This window comes from Methylomonas koyamae, assembly GCF_001644025.1.
In the GTDB taxonomy this organism is placed as follows: Bacteria; Pseudomonadota; Gammaproteobacteria; order Methylococcales; family Methylomonadaceae; genus Methylomonas; species Methylomonas koyamae_A.
The window spans coordinates 1-18235 of sequence record NZ_LUUK01000162.1 but is presented as its reverse complement, the minus strand read 5'-3'; the positions used below and the strand labels follow the sequence as shown (position 1 = coordinate 18235).

At 46.7% G+C, this 18235-nt stretch carries 12 protein-coding genes and 1 pseudogene; 7 read left to right on the top strand and 6 right to left on the bottom strand.

Going from position 1 to position 18235, the window contains the following annotated elements:
- Positions 1–27 precede the first annotated feature (27 nt).
- Genes A1355_RS11650 through A1355_RS11625 form a run of 6 tightly spaced genes read left to right on the top strand, consistent with a single transcriptional unit; the run spans position 28 to position 8311 of the window.
- Positions 28–861, top strand: coding sequence for a ComEC/Rec2 family competence protein (locus A1355_RS11650; protein WP_157197860.1), 834 nt, complete (start codon positions 28–30; stop codon positions 859–861).
- Positions 862–888: 27 nt separating this feature from the next.
- Positions 889–1593: a hypothetical protein gene (locus tag A1355_RS11645; protein ID WP_157197859.1), complete on the top strand. Its 705-nt coding sequence runs from the start codon at positions 889–891 to the stop codon at positions 1591–1593.
- Between the two features lie 17 nt (positions 1594–1610).
- The gene (locus tag A1355_RS11640; protein ID WP_082885503.1) at positions 1611–3107 is read left to right on the top strand and encodes a DUF3375 domain-containing protein; all 1497 of its coding nucleotides are present in this window, start codon (positions 1611–1613) and stop codon (positions 3105–3107) included.
- Positions 3104–3856 (top strand): DUF4194 domain-containing protein, encoded by a 753-nt coding sequence (locus A1355_RS11635; protein WP_231883647.1) that lies wholly within the window; start codon positions 3104–3106, stop codon positions 3854–3856. The genes A1355_RS11640 and A1355_RS11635 overlap by 4 nt, the downstream gene beginning before the upstream one ends.
- Positions 3853–7164: an ATP-binding protein gene (locus tag A1355_RS11630; RefSeq protein ID WP_082885501.1), complete on the top strand. Its 3312-nt coding sequence runs from the start codon at positions 3853–3855 to the stop codon at positions 7162–7164. The genes A1355_RS11635 and A1355_RS11630 overlap by 4 nt, the downstream gene beginning before the upstream one ends.
- Positions 7142–8311, top strand: coding sequence for a Wadjet anti-phage system protein JetD domain-containing protein (locus A1355_RS11625; RefSeq protein ID WP_064028219.1), 1170 nt, complete (start codon positions 7142–7144; stop codon positions 8309–8311). Before A1355_RS11630 ends, A1355_RS11625 begins: the two co-directional genes overlap by 23 nt.
- 696 nt (positions 8312–9007) lie before the next feature.
- On the opposite strand, the gene A1355_RS11620 is transcribed toward A1355_RS11625, so the two are convergent.
- From A1355_RS11620 to A1355_RS11590, 6 genes and pseudogenes are all read right to left on the bottom strand, one after another.
- Positions 9008–10140 (bottom strand): IS3 family transposase gene (locus tag A1355_RS11620; protein WP_231883641.1). Its coding sequence is split into 2 segments (ribosomal slippage): positions 9008–9876 and positions 9876–10140, totalling 1134 coding nucleotides; the frame shifts between segments, so codons are not numbered across the junction.
- An 89-nt stretch (positions 10141–10229) separates the two neighbouring features.
- Positions 10230–10619: a rhodanese-like domain-containing protein gene (locus A1355_RS11610; RefSeq protein ID WP_064028217.1), complete on the bottom strand. Its 390-nt coding sequence runs from the start codon at positions 10617–10619 to the stop codon at positions 10230–10232.
- Positions 10620–10650: 31 nt separating this feature from the next.
- On the bottom strand, positions 10651–11808 hold the full coding sequence (locus A1355_RS11605; RefSeq protein ID WP_157197857.1) for a YncE family protein: 1158 nt from the start codon (positions 11806–11808) through the stop codon (positions 10651–10653).
- 275 nt (positions 11809–12083) lie between these two features.
- Positions 12084–12677, bottom strand: coding sequence for a TetR/AcrR family transcriptional regulator (locus A1355_RS11600; RefSeq protein ID WP_064028213.1), 594 nt, complete (start codon positions 12675–12677; stop codon positions 12084–12086).
- Between the two features lie 449 nt (positions 12678–13126).
- Positions 13127–13741 carry a recombinase family protein gene (locus A1355_RS11595; protein WP_064028211.1) on the bottom strand — a complete coding sequence of 205 codons (615 nt, stop codon included), beginning with the start codon at positions 13739–13741 and terminating at the stop codon, positions 13127–13129.
- A 149-nt stretch (positions 13742–13890) separates the two neighbouring features.
- Positions 13891–16767 (bottom strand): annotated as a pseudogene (locus tag A1355_RS11590) (Tn3 family transposase).
- Positions 16768–17136: 369 nt separating this feature from the next.
- On the opposite strand from A1355_RS11590, the gene A1355_RS11585 reads away from it, so the two are divergent.
- On the top strand, positions 17137–18189 hold the full coding sequence (locus tag A1355_RS11585; RefSeq protein ID WP_064028209.1) for a DNA-binding protein: 1053 nt from the start codon (positions 17137–17139) through the stop codon (positions 18187–18189).
- The last annotated feature ends 46 nt before the right edge of the window (positions 18190–18235 follow it).

The window sequence follows — 18235 nt, the reverse complement described above, 5'->3', positions numbered from 1 at the left end:
GTTATTATTACTACGCAGGGATATGACATGTTAAAAATCCATTTTTTGAATGTTGGGAAGGGTAACTGTACTGTAATTAAATTTCCTAGTGGGCATTTGACGGTAGTCGATATTGATAACTCAAGAAATGAAGATGAGAACATATTGCAATGCCCAATTCAATTTTTAGAAGAAAATTATCCTAATAAAAATATATTTAGGTTCATATTAACGCATCCGGATATGGATCATATGTCTGGATTAGATGAGCTGTTTATCAAACGGAACATTGTTAATTTTTGGGACACAGATCATGATAAAAATGTTGATATTAATAAAATGCATTTGGGTGGTTACAATAAGCAAGATTGGATAAGGTATCAAAATATTCGAGAACAAGCCGAAAAGCCAAAGGTTCTTAAAATTCGCCAGCATCATGAGTCTTTAAATTACTGGCTAGATGATAATCTAAAAGTTCTTGGACCATCTAACGCGCTGATAAAAAAGGCCAAGGAAACTGGTGAGCATAATCATTGTAGTTATGTTCTAAAAATTGAGCATGAAGGCATAAAAATCCTTCTTGGAGGTGATGCAACCAAGGAATCATGGCAGGACATTCTTGCTCACCACGGAAAAAACGAATTGAAGGCTGACGTGTTCTTAGCGCCGCACCACGGCAGTCCAGCAAATATAGAAAAAGATGTGTTTGCACACATTAATCCACAGTATGTCATCGTTTCTGACCATAAAGGACATAGCTACGATTATCAATATTATAATAGTCTTGCAAGTACTCAGGTCTACTCTACTAAACACTTCGGGAACATAACGCTTGAAATTGGCGCAACCAGTAAAAAAATCACTCCAGAGAGAAATGGGTAAAAAATAATGAAGTTTGACGGATATGCATTGAAAGCCAGAATTATGCCAGCATTTTTCTCAATGATTATACCAATAATGGTGTTTAATCACTTCTACGTCAGTGAAGAGTTCTCTAGGTTTGTCGGAGGAGTTTTAGGTGCAAAGCTTGTATCGAACATATCAATTTCAATGATTTGTCTATACTTTCTATCTGAAATAGGTCGCATGCTATCAAAAAATATATTTCAGCGATTCTATTTTAAGGAAGAGTTATATATGCCAACCACTAACTATTTAATGTTCAGTGATAAGACATATAGTCAACAGCACAAGATTAAAATACGAAATAAAATATTTTCCGATTTCAGAATAAATCTTTCGACTGCCGACGAAGAGAGTGCGGATGAACATGACGCTAGAACCAAAATTGTCGAAACAATGGCTTTAATAAGAAAGAAATTAATGGGTAACAAGTTCTTACTTCAACATAACATTGAATACGGCGCAATGAGGAATGTTATTGGTGGCTCTGTTTTAGGGATATTGCTATCAATATTTAACCTTATATTCTTTAGCTTAGTCATTAAAATTAACCTGGCTTATTACATAAGCATTGCTACATTAGGCATATATTTTTTGCTTGTTATTTTTAGCAAAATAATTATTGATTTCTATGGCAATAATTATGCAAAAATACTTTTTAGGGAATATTTAGGAAATAGCAAAGGAAGCACTACTAATAAAACTGTTTAAAAGCAAACCTCTTTCGAATGGAAGAAACAGCGCAACAACGTACACACCGCTATATTTCGGCGCGATCCCAACATCCTGCTTGGAAATTGTTGGCCTCTCGTCGTGCGCCTTTGGTCCTTGGCTGCTTACAAACGCTGTTTGAACAGGCACATGATGGTATTCCAATGGATGACGCTTTGCAGGCGCTCTCTGAAATGCTTGCCGCTTATGCGAGCCAGGAGATCTATGAGATTGAACCGGAAAACATACATTTGCAGGCCGGTCGCGAGCTTCGGGCTTGGATTAAGCACTTGATCGTCGAAAGAGAAGGCAAGCTCTATGCAACGGATGCCCTGGAAACGGCGATCCATTTTGTCGAGTCACTGGACAATCGCATTATGACCTCCACGGCCTCCCGATTATCCGTCGTACAACGGGAGATCGAAAATCTGGAAATGGGGCTTAATCCCAATGCTGCGAGTCGCATTTCCAGTTTACGACGCAAAATTAAAGAGTTGGAAACTGAGCTTTCAGATGTGGAGGCTGGGAGTTTCACGGTACTGAATGAGACTCAAGCGATTGAAGGTATTAGAGAAGTATTCAGCTTGTCTACCAGTCTTCGTGCAGATTTTCGCCGTGTGGAAGATTCATGGCGTGAAGCGGATCGAGAGCTCAGGCAATCAATCATCAGTGAACAATATCACCGGGGAGAAATTGTGGACCGGTTGCTGGAAGGTCACGAAACGCTATTAAGCACACCAGAGGGGCGAGTTTTTGAAAGCTTTCAAGAGCAACTTCGTCAGTCCATTGAATTGGACCAAATGAAGGAGCGTCTAAGAACAATTTTGAGTCATCCTGCGGTACCCAAAGCATTGTCAAGGATTCAACAGCGCGAATTACGCTGGTTGGTAATGCGGTTAGTTAAGGAATCGGAGGCAGTATTTCAAGCACGGGCACGTAGCGAAAGGGATGTAAAAGGGTTCTTGAAAAACGGATTGGCAGCAGAGCATCACCGAGTTGGAAACTTGCTTTCCGAAATTATGAACGTTGCACTGAATTTGGATTGGCAACGACAGGCTGTACGGCGTAAACCAACCTCCCTGCCACCTGTGGGTTTGCCTGTTTCTGGTCTGCCGCTGGTCGAGCGTTTGCGCTTTAAATCCCTGGATGATGATGTAAGTGTGGACCTCAACTTAACCACAGACTCAGCGGATCTAGGCCAGATTGATGATGATTTCTGGGCGGCCCTAGATGGTCTTGATCGGGAAGCGCTGATTAAGGACACTCTGGCAATTCTAGCTGCGGAAAATAGGCCGATGAGTATCTCGGAGCTGACACGTTTTTTACCACCGATTCATGATTTAGAAACATTTGCACTGTGGTTGGGTATGGCACGCGAGGCTGGTATTCCGGTGGTACAGGATCAACCCGAAGAGATCGAGTTGATCGATGACGAGCACCGCCGCTGGCTGTTTCGATTGCCATACGCCAGTCTCGATAGCAAGGCACTGGATAGCATTGATTGGGAGCTGTGATTGTGGCAGGGATTTTTGATCGGATAACTGGTGGTTCTGTTGGTCTGGATGTCATAGATGATTCACCGCTCGAAGAGACTAGCGAGGTGTCTGATGGTGACGCTTTGGGAAATACGACTGTTGATTCGAATGATGAACAACGTACCAATCGCCGGCTGCGTGAAGCCGCACAGGAACTGCTCAAATACGGTTTACTGGAGGAGATTCACAAACCCAATCTTTACCGAATCGCGATAAGCCATGTTCAGGAGCTTTCGGATATTTTGGAACCATTGGATCTAGCAATAGGTATAGACGAGGTACGGGGCTTAGTTTTTGTTATTGTGCGGCAAAGCGAAGCAGCCGAGCAGGATGACTGGGCACATCCTTTGGTGCGAAGGCAACGTCTTAATTTAGAACAGTCCTTATTGGTCGCAATTCTCAGACAACAATTTATTGTTTTTGAACAGGAGTCCGGAACGGGTGCTAGCGATGCCATCATTGCCATAGACGAATTGATACCCCAGTTGCAGATTTATCTGGGAGATCTAGGCAGCGATGCCAAAGAGCGTACTCGAGTCATTAACTTGCTGGATCAGCTTAAAGGACATGGCCTAGTATCCACCATCGATTCTCATGAACGTGTGACAATCCGCCCCATTATTGCCCACTTGGCTAACCCGGAGAATCTACAAGCACTATTGAACTGGCTTCGTGAACAAACTGCTGTCGCGGCGGAAGCAAATGAGTACAAGGATGAGTTTGAATGAACCAAGCCGATCTTTTTGGAAATAGTGAAACCCTGATTCTTAGCCAGTTGGAGCTTTTTAATTGGGGTGGATTCAATGGCAGGCATCAGGCAACCATTGACCCAGCCGGCACCGCAGTGATCGGTCCAACCGGCAGCGGTAAAACGACCTTAGTCGATGCCTTAATGACGTTACTTTGCGCAAATCCTCGCTACAACTTGGCATCAACCGGTGGCCACGAAAGTGATCGAGATTTAGTGTCGTATGTTCGCGGCGTTTCCGGTCCTGGTGATGGTGGGGCCGATCAGTCCCACATTGCTCGTCCCGCTAAAACTGTAACCGCTATTGCGGCCACATTTAGAAACGAAGACAAGCTGACCCGCTTGGGCGTTGTGTTGTGGTTCGAAGATACGAGTTCGACTGCTTCAGATTTGAAAAAGCTATGGTTGTTTACCGAGTCACCAGAACATACTTTGGAATATTGGTTGACTGTCCACCATGAAGGTGGCATGCGTGCGTTGCGCCAAATGGAAAAAGACAGCACGGGTATCTGGACATACCCAAGTAAAAAAGCATTTCTGGCGAGGCTGAGAGATTATTTTGATGTCGGTGAAAACGCGTTCACCTTGCTCAATCGTGCGGCAGGCTTAAAGCAGCTAAATAGTATCGATGAAATTTTTCGGGAATTGGTTTTGGATGATCATTCGGCGTTCGACCGGGCCGCAGAGGTTGCTAATAGCTTTGATGATCTTACCGAGATTCACACGGAATTGGAGATTGCCCGTAGACAACAGCGTTCCTTGTTGCCGATTGCGGAAGGCTGGGAAAAACATCAGGTACTTGAGAAGGAGTTGCTCGAAACGGAAACCCTCAAACAAATATTGCCCATTTGGTTTGCCGAACAAGCTCATCGGTTATGGAAATCGAAGGCCGACCGGTTAGAAACCGCTTGGCAACAGGCGGAAGAAGTAAAGTCAAATCTGGCGTCAAGGCTTGAAATCCAAAAAAAAGAAGTCGACACACAAAGGCAAGCGTATTTAAACGCCGGTGGTTCCAGCATTGAGGATCTGGAGGAGTTGATCGGAGAATGGCGAAAAACACGAGAGAAACGTGCTGTCCACGTGCAGCAATATCAACAATTGGTAAAAAACCTGGGGTTACCCGATCAGATTAATGCCGAAATACTTGCAGCCAACCAGCAGGAAACTCGGTTTCGTTTGTCGCAGTTAAATGAAGAAATCCAATCAGCACAGGATGAAGCATTTAACCGGGGAGTGGACACGCGTAATACCAGCGATCAGCTGGCAAAATTCAAGAATGAATACGCCGAGGTGTTGAATCGGCCAGGTTCCAACCTGCCATCCCTGTACCACGAATTCCGAAAAGCACTGGCCCAATTCCTTGAGTTGGCGGATGAGTCGCTGCCGTTTGTGGCGGAGATGGTTCAGGTCAAGGAAGACGAGCACATTTGGCGTGGTGCAATTGAAAGAGCAATCGGCAGCCACCGGTTGCGGATTCTGGTGCCGCCGGAAGCGGCAGAAGCTGCTTTGCGCTGGGTGAATCAACGGCACAATCGTTTACATGTCCGTTTGTTGGAAGTGAAGCAACCGGAGTCCAGGTCGAACTTTTTTGATGATGGCTTCACGCGAAAACTCAGCTATAAGGACCATTCTTATCGTGAAGTGGTAAAGGATTTGTTGGCCGGCATTGATCGGCACTGTGTCGACAGTCCTGAACGGTTACGTCACACCCCCCACGCAATGACAGTTCAGGGTTTGATGTCGGGACAATCCCGTTTCTTCGACAAGCAAGATCAAAAACATCTCGATGAAGATTGGTTAACCGGCTTCGACAACCGGGACCGTCTTGCCTATTTGCAGCAAGAAATCGGTAATGCGAAACGACTGGTGAATGAGACAACGGCGCAGCTTGAGGTTGCCCGAGCGCATGTTGACCGCTTAATGGCACAGTCGTTAATCCTGAACCAAGTGCAAAACTTAGATTTTGAACAAATCGATCTTCCGGGTGCGGAGCAAAAACTTACCGAGTTAAACAATAAGCTCGAAGCGTTAACCAATCCTGATTCTGATGCAGCTGTCGCAAAGGCAGCTATGCAGGATGCTGAGAATCAGTTGAAAGCAATTGAGAAGGAACACGAGAAGGCAGTGGGAGGCTGTGCTCGGTTGCAAGGTGATTTTGACCGAGCCGTTGAACAAAAACGCAAAGCGTTTCGGCGAGCCGAGGCTGGACTGATGGGCGATCAAAGAGAACTTGGAGCAAAAAAATTTCCAGAGATTTCTGGCGATCAATTGGATGATATTCAGGACCTCGAGCGTAACGAAGATGCGGAATTACAGGAGCAGATAAAAAATTTACACGAAAAATTAAGCAAGCTGGCCCAGGACCTTGCGAGACGAATGTCTGACGCCCAAAAAGAAGATAGGGGGGCATTATCCGAAGTAGGTAGAGAATTGGAAGACATTCCTAAATACCTGGAACGCTTGCAGGTATTGACTGAAGAGGCTTTACCGGAAAAGCTCAATCGGTTTCTCTCATATTTGAATCGCTCTTCCGACGAAGGGGTTACTCAACTACTTAGTCATATCGACAACGAAGTGTCGATGATTGAGGAACGGATTCAAGACCTTAATCACACCATGCGCAGGGTGGATTTTCAGGCGGGGCGTTATCTGCGCTTGGTGTCCAATAAAGTCGTTCATGAAAGTTTGCGTACTTTACAACGTGCTCAGCGGCAACTTAATTCAGCTCGTTTTAGCGATGATGGGGGTGAAAGCCAGTATAAAGCATTGCAAGATTTGGTGGCCCTGTTAAGAGATGCCTGTGAACGTAACCGCACACAGGGTGCAAGGGCTTTGCTAGATCCTCGATTTCGGTTGGAATTTAAGGTTTCGGTGATCGACCGCGATACCGGCAATATCATCGAAACTAGGAGTGGCTCGCAAGGTGGCAGTGGCGGAGAAAAAGAAATCATCGCATCATACGTGCTCACCGCCTCTTTGAGTTATGCGCTTTGTCCGGACGGTAGCAATCGTCCTTTGTTTGGCACCATTGTGCTTGATGAAGCGTTTTCACGCAGCTCACATGCTGTCGCTGGGCGTATTATTGCCGCTCTGCGCGAATTTGGACTTCATGCAGTATTTATCACGCCCAACAAGGAAATGCGTTTGTTGCGTAACCACACTCGTTCGGCCATTGTTGTGCATCGTAGGGGGCCAGAATCCACACTTACTTCATTAAGCTGGCAGGCCTTGGACGAATTTCGCCAACAACACATTAAAGCTCAGCATGAAGTCACCGACCGAAATTAGTGAGCGTTTAGCAAGGCAGTGGCATCAGGCTCAAACGCGCTCGGAGCGTCTGCTATCTTCCGTAGCTTGGCCTTTGGTCATGCTCATTGGAAAACCTTCAGCGCGAGAGTTCTCGGAAAATATTAGAGCCGTTCAGTACCATGTGCAAACTTGGCAGGACGTTGTCATTGGTGAAGTAGAATGGGAGTCTGTGAATTATCGAGCAGGGGCAGAGCCTGTTCGCATACCCGTACGTTGGAGTTTACGAAATCCGTCGGAATGGGTGGCAGCAGCAGCCGATGCCACAGTCGTCCGTGAATATGCGCAACTCGAGCGATTGGTGGAAAACGTTGAAGATGTGTTTCGTCCGCTATTGGTTCGTCAACGCGCACTTTGGCTTAAAAAAGACCCAAACGAGGTCATCGCTACCGTCCGGCTTGCGGCAACCCTTTCCCCAGGATGTGCGAGAGGTAGGCCTCTACGTTTACTTGCGGAGCATGGGGTAGATACTAAGTTTTTTGAAAGAAACGGTACGTTATTGACTCGGCTGCTTGATGAGCGTTTTGATGGCGCCGTCACCGAGCAAGGTTTGGTTAATTTTCTTGATGCGCTCGAAGAGAATAATCATTGGGTGATGCTGGCTCCACTTGAAAAAGGATTGCTGCCATTTAAGCGTCTGAGGATTACAACGTCGGAATTAGCAGAAACAGAGCTGCCATGCTCACGTATTCTAGTTGTTGAAAACGAGCAATGTATTCATCTTTTACCGGAAATACCCGATACCGTTGCCATCTTGGGAGCCGGGATGGATCTGCAATGGTTGCGTTCTGGTCAACATGACAAAAAATTGATCGCTTATTGGGGGGACATGGATAGCTGGGGGTTGTTTATGCTTTCTCGGGCCAGGCAGTACAGACCAACCATTAGTCCTTTATTGATGACTCAGGCGTTGTTTGATACATACTCGCCCGATAGTGCAGTACATGAACCAGTGGCAGCGCAATCGGCTTCCCCAGAGGGATTGACCGAGTGTGAAGCGTATTTTTATCAATACCTGTTAAATCAAGAACGCGGGCGCTTAGAGCAAGAGTATCTACCAGAGAATGAAGTCGAAAACGCTCTTAATGCGTGGGCTACGGCAAGTGTAAAAATAGACAAAAACGGATAAAGCAGCGGATTTTAATCGCGAGGCATATTTTTACACATATGTTGGCTGTACCCGACAGTCTTAACTTCCCCCCGCCGAATTTCATACAAAACGCGCCGATAAAGCACAAATAGCCACTGATGATACTCAATAATTAGTGTTTTGTGTTGTGTAACGAGAAGGTCGCGGCAATGGGCAGTCTGACTCTTTGGCGAAGAGTGGATGTAAAGTACGCCTGAATTCAAAAGCACACGGCAGAATTCAATGTAGGCCTAGTGGGAGCGAAGCTACAATATTACGACATATTAGGATGAGCTAATTGAGCCAAAACCAATAAAAAGCTACTTGCTACGCCCGAGCAAACGTGAAATCGTTGCCGGATTGGACTAACGGGAGAATTTGGACAGAAACTTACGTTTTCAAAATCCGGCCATGCAAAATTACTCTAAAGCGGTCTCTGGCAATTATTCATTTCAAATAAGTTGGCCTTCTGGTTACGACCCTTCAGAGACATTCAAGTCCTTAAACTTATTGTCACTATGTGACGATAAGCTGCCGTTTGATAACCACAGCTATGCGATAGCGGGGGACGGTAAGGATTCCTTCGTAAATGAGTAACAAGCATCCCCAGAAAAGAAAAACCAAGGCATTGAACAGAAGTGGCCCCATCTGTTTAAACAGCAAATCCGGAATTTAAAGTGAAATTCCTGCCATGGTTTAGGCGGCCAACGAGAGGGTTGGCAACCCATCGTTATATGCCTGATGCGGCGTTTTTCGTTTCAAACTGGAATGCCGTCGTTCGTGGTTGTACCACTCGAAATAATCCAGGATTGAAGTGCGGGCTTGCCCGACAGAATCGTAGGCATGCAGATAAACCCGTTCGTATTTGACTGATCGCCATAGCCGCTCGACAAAGACATTATCCCGCCAGGCACCCCGACCGTCCATGCTTAACTGACAGCCTTGGCTTTTCACCGCCTCGACAAACGCCTTGGCGGTAAACTGGCTGCCTTGGTCGGTGTTGACGATGTCCGGCCTGCCGTAGTGCTTGAAAGCCTGTTCCAGCACGTCCACCGCATAACAGGCTTCCAGGGTAATCGCGACCTTGGCGGCCAGGACTTTGCGAGTGGCCCAGTCAACGACCGCCGTTAAATACGCGAATCCTTTGGCCAGTGGGATGTAGGTCGTATCCAGCGCCCAGACCTGATTGGCGCGATGGATGGTCATGCCGCGCAGTAGGTAGGGAAAGATTTCGTGACCCGGTGTCTTCTTGCTGGTATTGGGTTTGCAGTACACGGCTTCTATGCCCATCCTCTTCATCAAAGTTTTCACATCCTTGCGGCCGATCTGGAGGACTTGCAGATTCAGCTGATCCCGTAACTGACGAGCGCCCATGAACGGGTGCTTCAGGTGCAGTTCGTCGAGTCGGCGCATGATGTCCAAATCGCGCTCCGAAACCGGCTTGGGCAGGTAGTACACACTGCCGCGACTGATGCCCAATAGCTTGGCCTGCCGACCAATCGGCAACTTGGCTTGACGGTCGATCATCGCTTTGCGCTCAGCCATCCCGCCTTGGTGAGCGCGCCCTCTAAAAAATCGTTTTCCAATGTCAGTTGGCCGATTTTCGCGTGTAGGGCTTGCAGATCGACTGGCGGCGATTTTGGTTCCGCGGGCTTCCCAAACACCTCGGCCACCCGCTCGCTCAGCTGCTTCTTCCAATCGACAATCTGGTTTTGATGAACCTCGAATTCCTGGATCAATTGGGCCAGCGTTTTATCGCCAGCCAAGGCCTCCAGGGCAACTTTGGCTTTGAAGGCCGGTGAATGTTTTCTTCTCGGTTTTTTGGACATCTTCTGCTCCATTGTTTTGTCCTTACGGACGTTCAAAAGTAGCAGGTCTTTCACTTAACCGGCTGTTCAATTTTTCGGCACCACCTTTGTTATTGACACGTCGCAACAGGTAGCCCAGCTGCTTTCCATGCGTTCATGCCACCATTAATATTCTTGACGTTTTGGAACCCCATTTCTTGCAATACGACCGTGGCCATAGCGGATCGACCAGAACTAGCGCAGATAACCAACCATTTTTTCGCACGATCCATTAATTCCTCTCGGTGACCGGTATATTCGCGATCGGCAGCGGGTTCCAGAATGCCGCGAGGAATATTTAAAGCACTTTCGATGCTACCTGATGAAAACTCTTCAGGTTCGCGTACGTCTAAAATTTGGTATCCATTTTCTAATAATGCGATTACCTCAGAAACCTCTACTTCCTGTATTTGGGCTTTAGCTTGTTTTACAAAATCCATTAATGTTTTTTCTTTTTTCATTTATTTATCCTCCAATAGGTTGAATTTAATATTAATGAGCATCGTCGGTATGCCATTGAGGCATCATGAGAATAGAGTTGGCTTTCCAGCCTTTATCCTTGAGCGTGTTGATAGTCGCTATTGTTTCCATTTTGTGGAGATCAATGACCGTGATCGACCCATCATTCATTTCCGGCAAATTTAAAAAATTATTCTGAACAATTGCAAATCGTTCGTCTGGCGAAATCACGACATGATGGGCGCCTCCCGCAGTCGAAATCGACTTGATCAGTCGTGGTTTTTCAGGGCTAGTACTGATGTCGAATATGTTTAAAGCTCCCGGTTTTGCAGTAGTAACAAACAATTTTTTATGGTCATGACTGAAATAGATTTCCAGAGGCATACCTTGTTTAACATCGGCAAAATTAAATACCGGCTTTAATTGAAATTGCTTAATCTGATGTTGCCAGGACGCCAGCCACAATCGTCCCTCGAACATCGTATTGATATAAGCCTGAGCCGGATTGGAATGGGGAATAAACACTGCTTCAACAGGTCCAGAGCCACCTTGGAAATCTGGACCAGAAACTTTATGTGTCGCCACGATTTCACCTGTCGACGCTTGAATTTCTGTCACGGTATTACCAGGTTCGGTCAAATCGGGCTTGATAGTGCTGGTCACCAATAATCTGTCAATAGCCTGATGCAAACCGATACCGTGTGGATTTTGAATGAAATGTTTTGCATCTTTGCTAGTAATGACCTTAACAACCTTATCCGTATGGGCATCTCCAACAATCACATTACTTGATCCCATGCAGGTCATATACCAGAGCTTACCGTCTTCAGAAAAGATTATATCTTCAGCAACTTGGCACGCCGGAACATCAATATCCTTAGGATTAAGCGGCGTTTGGCGCATTTTCATGACTCTGAGAGCACCATTGCCCAAACTGGTAATGTAAGCCTTATCTAATGTTTTGTTATAGAAAATATGATGCGATACGCCATCCGTCGGTAAGGAAACATGATCAACGATTTCTCCGAAATGCGCAGAACTTGGATCAACATCCATTATGGCAATGCCTTCCTGACGCGGCTGCTGTGGCTCGGTTTCGTAGTTCAGCATCGCTAACATTTCCGCTGAAGCAGTTGTCGAAAGCAGGAGACTTTCGAGTAGAAATAATAAAAATAGATAGTTTATTTTCATAATCTTCATCCAATTTTTCAAACATTCCCCGGTATCATCGAGGTGATTTTAAGTTGCGGGTTTCCACTCTCAATGCTTAAAGGAAGTTTTTATAAAACATGCTTCGCGAATTCCATTAACTGTGGTAGTCACAGCATCAAAAGTTTTGGTCCAATTAAGCCGATCGAAAGAATTTCATCAGTATTTTCTTACCCCCCCTCTCGCCTCCAATTATTAATAGTAGACCGGTCGTCTATTTTTATAAGAAAAAAATAATAGCCTAAAATCTATTTGATCTAAGCCTTAAAGTAATCATCTAACAAATCCTTAAAAACGGCATTGAGCGGTTCGATGGACTGTTCGACTTTCATACGTAATAGAGCTCCCTGCCAACTATTTGACAACAAGTCTGCCATGCTCTTCGCAGAACGGTCGGTACGGACGCTACCATGATTTTGTCCTCTTAGTAACGCTTCTTGTTGCAAATTGGTATAACGCGAGATCGCGTCTAAAAGAGCTTTGCGGCAGGCTTCACTAGTATCGCCTATTTCTCCAATGAGGTTTCCAAGCAAACATCCGCCTTTGAAGTTAGTAGACTCAACCTCGTTGATTAGCCCAGCGTAATAACTCTTCAACGCCTGCAGTCCATCATTTTGATGGACACTTAGCTCTGTGGCCAAGCGTGTAATAAAAGGTTCGATGTAATGCCATATAACTTCAACCGCAAATTGTTCCTTGCTATCGAAATAATAATAAAACGAACCCTTGGGAATCTTAGCCGCCCCTAGAATTTCGTTAAGACCGCTGGAATGGTAGCCTTTCTCCATTAATAGCTGAACGCCACAATCGAGAATTTTGTCTTTTTTAAATTTTATATTTCGAGTCTCCATTAGAGAATAATAATACGACCAGTCGTCTAGGTAGTCAACAATTTTCTGTCTTCATACGGATTACCGTACATTTTTTCCATCTGTGTTGCATTCCAATAAAATCCATTTGATAGCTGCAATACGCCGGTGGTCATCCAGCATGCGATGTATCGCAACAGCCAACCGATAAAGACCAAATATCGAAGCTGTATCAAGCATTTTGACGATTCCACTAAAATTTACAGCAACAATCTTGATTACCCATTTGCCAAAAGTTTTTCACCATCAGGACGCAGTTCGCCGTTAGGTTCCACATGACGATACAGCGTGAAATGGTTTAATTATCCCGGACACTTCGAAAGACAGATAAACATTCCAAAGCTGTTGCTCAATTCTAATATTTTTAACCAGTTGAATGACTCCAATTGGCCTGTAGCCGCAAGCGAAACCTGTTGTTACTGAATCGATAGCTATCCCCGTGATAAAAGCTTTACCCCATCAGGTCGCAGTTCACCCTTGGGCGAAACATGCCGATACAACGTTTGCCGGGTAATGTTTAGTTCCTGACAGAGATTGCCCACCGTCGTTTCCGGTTGTCCCATGGCGACCATCGCCAATCTAAGCTTAGCTGCGGTCATTTTAAATGGCCGCCCACCTTTTCGACCACGAGCGCGGGCCGAAGCCAAGCCGGCCACTGTCCGTTCGGAGATAAGCTCCCGCTCAAATTCGGAAAGGGCGGCAAAAATACCAAAGACCAATTTCCCAGACGGGGTGGTGGTATCGATAGCGGCACCATGACCGGTTAATACTTTGAGTCCAATACCGCGGCTGGTCAGATCATGAACGGTGTTGATGAGGTGGCGAAGATCACGGCCCAAACGGTCGAGCTTCCATATATATAAAGTATCCCCCTCGCGCAGCGCTTTAAGACATGCCGTTAACCCAGGGCGATCTTCTTTTTTGCCAGAGGCATGGTCTTCATAAAGATGAGCCGCATGGACACCGGCCGCCAGTAAAGCATCGCGTTGCAGATCGGTGGCTTGAGAACCGTCCGCTTTTGAAACCCGCATATAGCCAATCAGCATGTTTTTACCTGTCACTTATACGTTCGATTATGTGACAGCGCAGAAGGATATGCTTTGTTCATCAAATAGTGTCACTTAACCCGTCATTTATAGTATGACATATAAAAGGTGTTGAATTAAGTTATAATGACAAAAATAAGCTTGGATTTTCATGCGGCCAGAGGCAAGCGCCTTGCCATATCCAACTCGATACGGCCATACGGATTCACATGATGGTAGATCAGTGGCGTGATGGCACGCCAGTCATCCACTGTCATGCGATCATTCCAAGCAGGTTCTGCCAGCACTTCCTGGATGAATAGGGTATTCACGTACACCAGGCAAACTTGCAATAAGTGAAGCGACAGGACACCCAGTTCCTGATCCTCGACTCTGTTGGTTGCGAATTCGCCACGCTCGCCGTAGAAGATGAAGTCATTGGCACTATTCCAGTTCTCTACCACGTTCAAGCCCTCGTGAATTTCCCGTCTCAGCGACTCATCGTGCAAGTAACGGCACAGGAAAATCGTCTTGATCGCCTTACCTAGCTCAGCTAGAGCCTTGTAAGTGGGGTGTATGACATTGGCTCGGGTGAAGCGACTCAGGATGGCTTCCGGTTCGGCCGTCCCCAAGCGTAGAGCCGTTGTATACTTGACCATCTCATCGTACTGCTGCCGTATCAGATTCCAATCGATCGCTCGAGTCAATATCGGTTCCAAATTCGCGTACTGTGCCGCGTCTGCCGTTGCCGGCAGATATAGTTTCTGCTTGGCGATGGCCTTGAGTCTAGGCAACAAGTCGAAGCCCAGGATATAACTGAAGGCGAAAGCCACCTCGGTCTGGCCGTGACTATCGACATACTGGCGTTCAATCTCCATATTCGTGCAATGGCGCAGTACGCCCTCGATCATCGCCGCCACTTCGGATGAGGAACAGCGCCGAAGCTTGGAATAGATGCACGTCGAGTTGGTATCCACATGCCAGTAAATCATGACACCGCGCCCACCATAACGCGCGTGCCATTCAGTCATCAAATTCTGATCGTAGGCGCCAAACTGCCTGGAATCGGAAGCGCAGGCAGTTGTCGCGTCGCCCCAGATGGCCGAATTGCGAATACGGAAAATGCCGTTGACAACTTCGCTGATGGCTGAGCGCAGTGCACCTTTCTGCACAAACCGGCGTTTGACGTAGCGTAGCTCTTCAAAGCTGACGCTCGGCTGTTGACTGGCGATGCGCTTTAGGCCGACATTGGTGCCAATGCCGAATGGACAAAGCAGCAGGCGGCGTTGCAACAATGCCGGATCGAGCACTTCGCGACTGGCGTTGGTGCGAAACGCGGTCGTAAAATTGAGCCGCAAGTCAACCTCTTTGATGATGTCAATCAGCTCGACATCCGACCAACGCCGTCCTATTTCGCGTTTTAGTGCTGCCATATTCGGCGGCTCTGGCTGCCGGTCTAATGGTGTAAGGTGGATAAGGTTTTTGCCTTGCTTACGCAGGCGAACCTTAGGATTGTTTGGAAGCTCGGTATTCAGTCTGGTCAACCATTCCCGCATGGCGGACTGTATTTGTGCAATGAATTCTGCCGCATCCTTGGGAGCCTTCAGTAGCTCGTAATAGCTATCACGCTTGGCCGCGAAGTCGGCGGGTAAATCGTACTCCGGGTTGCGATAGCGATCTGCGCCGACAACCCAGATTTCTTTGGTGCGCAAGCGTTTACGTAATGCTCTGAGTACGCAGATTTCATAGTTGATACGATTAACCCGGTCTTTGCCTTCCTTGTCCTGCTCCACCACGATATCGCGCCATTTCTTTTGTACAATGCCTTCCAGCGGGATTTCATCGGCGTTGTAGTATTGCCGCTGGCTGTCGCGATTGGCCTTCAGTATATCCAGGGCGTCGATGACGGGGCGGTGTACGGTGTTATTGGATTGAAAGCATAGCGCATCCAGTACCGGTATCAGCATCCGCCGGTAGTGGTGGCCATAGGATGAGCGCATGGTTTCCTGGACTTCGCGTTCGAAATCGAACCCCATGGTCTTAAACTCCTCAACCAATTCCTGCAAAATCTTCTGCCCTACCACGGGATAGACAACCTCCTTGACAATCCCTTCCGGCTGGTCCACTGTGGCCTCGGCCAGCTTGAATAGAAGCCGCGTTTTACCTCGCACCTTTTTGAAAGCAGCGAATTGACGTTTGTCGATTCTTTTTTCGGCGCGAGCACCCAAGTTGTGAATGACCTGCAACAGCAGATCGATTAAGGCATCGATCAATTGTTGCTGACGCCTCTCCGCAACGCTGCCGGAATTGTTCAATAAACTTGACGGGAATGTCCTGAAATACGACGGGCGTCAGGCCGATATTGGCGATACACTTGAGCTTAGCGATGGCAATCAGCAAACTATCGAGGTTGGCTTTGCCAAGGTCGGTTTTGAGATCGCTAAAGGAGATGGTTGTCGATTCTTATTGAGCGATTCTTCGCGGTCGGTTTCCTCGCTGGCCAGCAACCGGTCAACGGCGGATTTATTGGTCGCGCTCAATCGCGCATGAATGGTCGCCAACTGTTGTGTCTCATAACGATGGACGGCGGACCGAATGACGCGATCAAGATGATCGCCTGCCGGTGGCTCCAGATGGTGTGTGCGACACCAGTCGAGCGCCATGTCGTGCCCATGGCGGACTTGCGGGTCTAACGGCAAGACATCGTCGCATAGCCACTGAGCAAGCTGTCGTAGATCGGTGCCGGTTGCGCGGCGGAAACCAAGAAAAATACGAATAGTGCGCCGATGCCGTTGTCCTTGGCGCCCCCCAAGTTCATACGAGGACAGCGTATCCGTCGTTGTACCGAGCTGCGTGGCTAACCACTGAACTGCGTTCTGATCCAACTCTTCCAGGCTCTCGGGAAAGCGGCCGTATAGTTCCATAAACTTGAGCTGGACCGCGAAACCGAGCCGTCCTTTGTCGGTCATGCCTTGCAGCAATCCGGACTGGTCGCTAGTGAGCATCCACAAGTATTGTGTATCTGGATCGTTCCATGAATATGCCACGGCAAACCTTGCTACGCTTTGGGTTGGGAATATTATATCTAAAACTTCAGGGTTAGCTTTTTATTGGTCTGGGCCCAATTAGCTCATCCTAATATGTCGTCATATTGTAGCTTCGCTCCCACTAGGCCATGTAGCCGCGATGTGTTGATTTTTTAAAGCGCCATCGAGCGCCTTTTATGCCCAGCTGCATCGTCGCTCTAGCCTTATGTACACACTCTCCTTATTCCATATTTATGCATATAAAAAGCTAACATTGAATAATCTACCATTATCGCATGTTAAAAATATGAATTTCGTTTCATTGTTTTTTGTAAAAATAGTATGTAATATCATATTACGTAATACGGTATGAAATATACGAGGTGAGTCATGGCAAGAGCAGGCATTTATAGATCAGAGGTCGCAAGAGCACGTAACAATCTGCTGGCAATGGGTCGACGGCCGTCAATTGATGCCATTCGTGTCGAGCTGGGTAATACTGGCTCGAAAACAACCATTCAGCGCTATCTAAAAGAGATTGAGGAAGAAGAAAACGGTAATCATGGACCAAAAGTGGCCGCTAGTGAGGCTATATTGGATTTGTCGACTCGACTTGCGGAGCAACTTCACCAAGAAGCCGATCAGCAAATTTCCGTATGCACAGAGAAACACAAGAGCGAAGTTGCAGAGCTGAACAATTTAATATCCACACTACAGAACGAAGTCTCGTCATTCCGAGGACAAGCAGAACAGTTAGCGCTTGATCTAGCGGCCGAAAAAAATGTGCACATGGAAACTCAGAACAGACTTCAAGACGAGCGCCTAATAAACACTCAGTTGACACAGCGTATTCAGGATATCGAAGCTTTGCAGGTCAAAGAAGAAGAGCACCGTCTCTCTCTAGAAGAGAAGCACCGGCATGCCCGAGAAGCATTGGAGCATTTTCGTACATCTGCCAAAGAGCAGCGTGAACAAGATCGACGACAGTTCGAACAACAAGTTCAGTTTCTACAAAACGAACTGCGCACCTCCCAAAATACGGTGAATACCAAGCAACAGGAATTGATCACTAGCCACGAAAGCAATGCTCGATTATCGAGCGAACTGAAACACTCTCGTAGCGAGTATCAACGCGCAGATCAAGAATTACGATTGCTCAGTGCAGTCAAAGAGCAATTGATTATTGCCGACATGAAGAATGAACAACTATTGTCTCAACTAGCAATAATTAACCAGCGCGAAGCGGAATTGGTCAACGTAATAAAATTAAACGATGAACGGTTGCAAGAAGCGACCTTCACGGCGCAGCAGTTGGAAACAGAACTGATGGCCGCAAGAGCCGTTATCGCTACTCACCAGCAAATAATGCAAATGCTTTCGCCATCTCAGAATCCGCAAAATAAAAACATTGACAACATCGATTCACCTTTAAATTCAGAATAATACCCCCATTTTCTGAGTTTTTTACATGAATCCCGGCCAACCCTCT

Bases quoted from the DNA above. Each gene is read 5' to 3' on its own strand.
- A1355_RS11650 (WP_157197860.1), top strand. From the start codon at position 28: ATGTTAAAAATCCATTTTTTGAATGTTGGGAAGGGTAACTGTACTGTA.
- A1355_RS11640 (WP_082885503.1), top strand. From the start codon at position 1,611: ATGGAAGAAACAGCGCAACAACGTACACACCGCTATATTTCGGCGCGA.
- A1355_RS11630 (WP_082885501.1), top strand. From the start codon at position 3,853: ATGAACCAAGCCGATCTTTTTGGAAATAGTGAAACCCTGATTCTTAGC.
- A1355_RS11625 (WP_064028219.1), top strand. From the start codon at position 7,142: ATGAAGTCACCGACCGAAATTAGTGAGCGTTTAGCAAGGCAGTGGCAT.
- A1355_RS11610 (WP_064028217.1), bottom strand. From the start codon at position 10,619: ATGAAAAAAGAAAAAACATTAATGGATTTTGTAAAACAAGCTAAAGCC.
- A1355_RS11605 (WP_157197857.1), bottom strand. From the start codon at position 11,808: ATGAAAATAAACTATCTATTTTTATTATTTCTACTCGAAAGTCTCCTG.
- A1355_RS11600 (WP_064028213.1), bottom strand. From the start codon at position 12,677: ATGGAGACTCGAAATATAAAATTTAAAAAAGACAAAATTCTCGATTGT.
- A1355_RS11595 (WP_064028211.1), bottom strand. From the start codon at position 13,741: ATGCTGATTGGCTATATGCGGGTTTCAAAAGCGGACGGTTCTCAAGCC.
- A1355_RS11585 (WP_064028209.1), top strand. From the start codon at position 17,137: ATGGCAAGAGCAGGCATTTATAGATCAGAGGTCGCAAGAGCACGTAAC.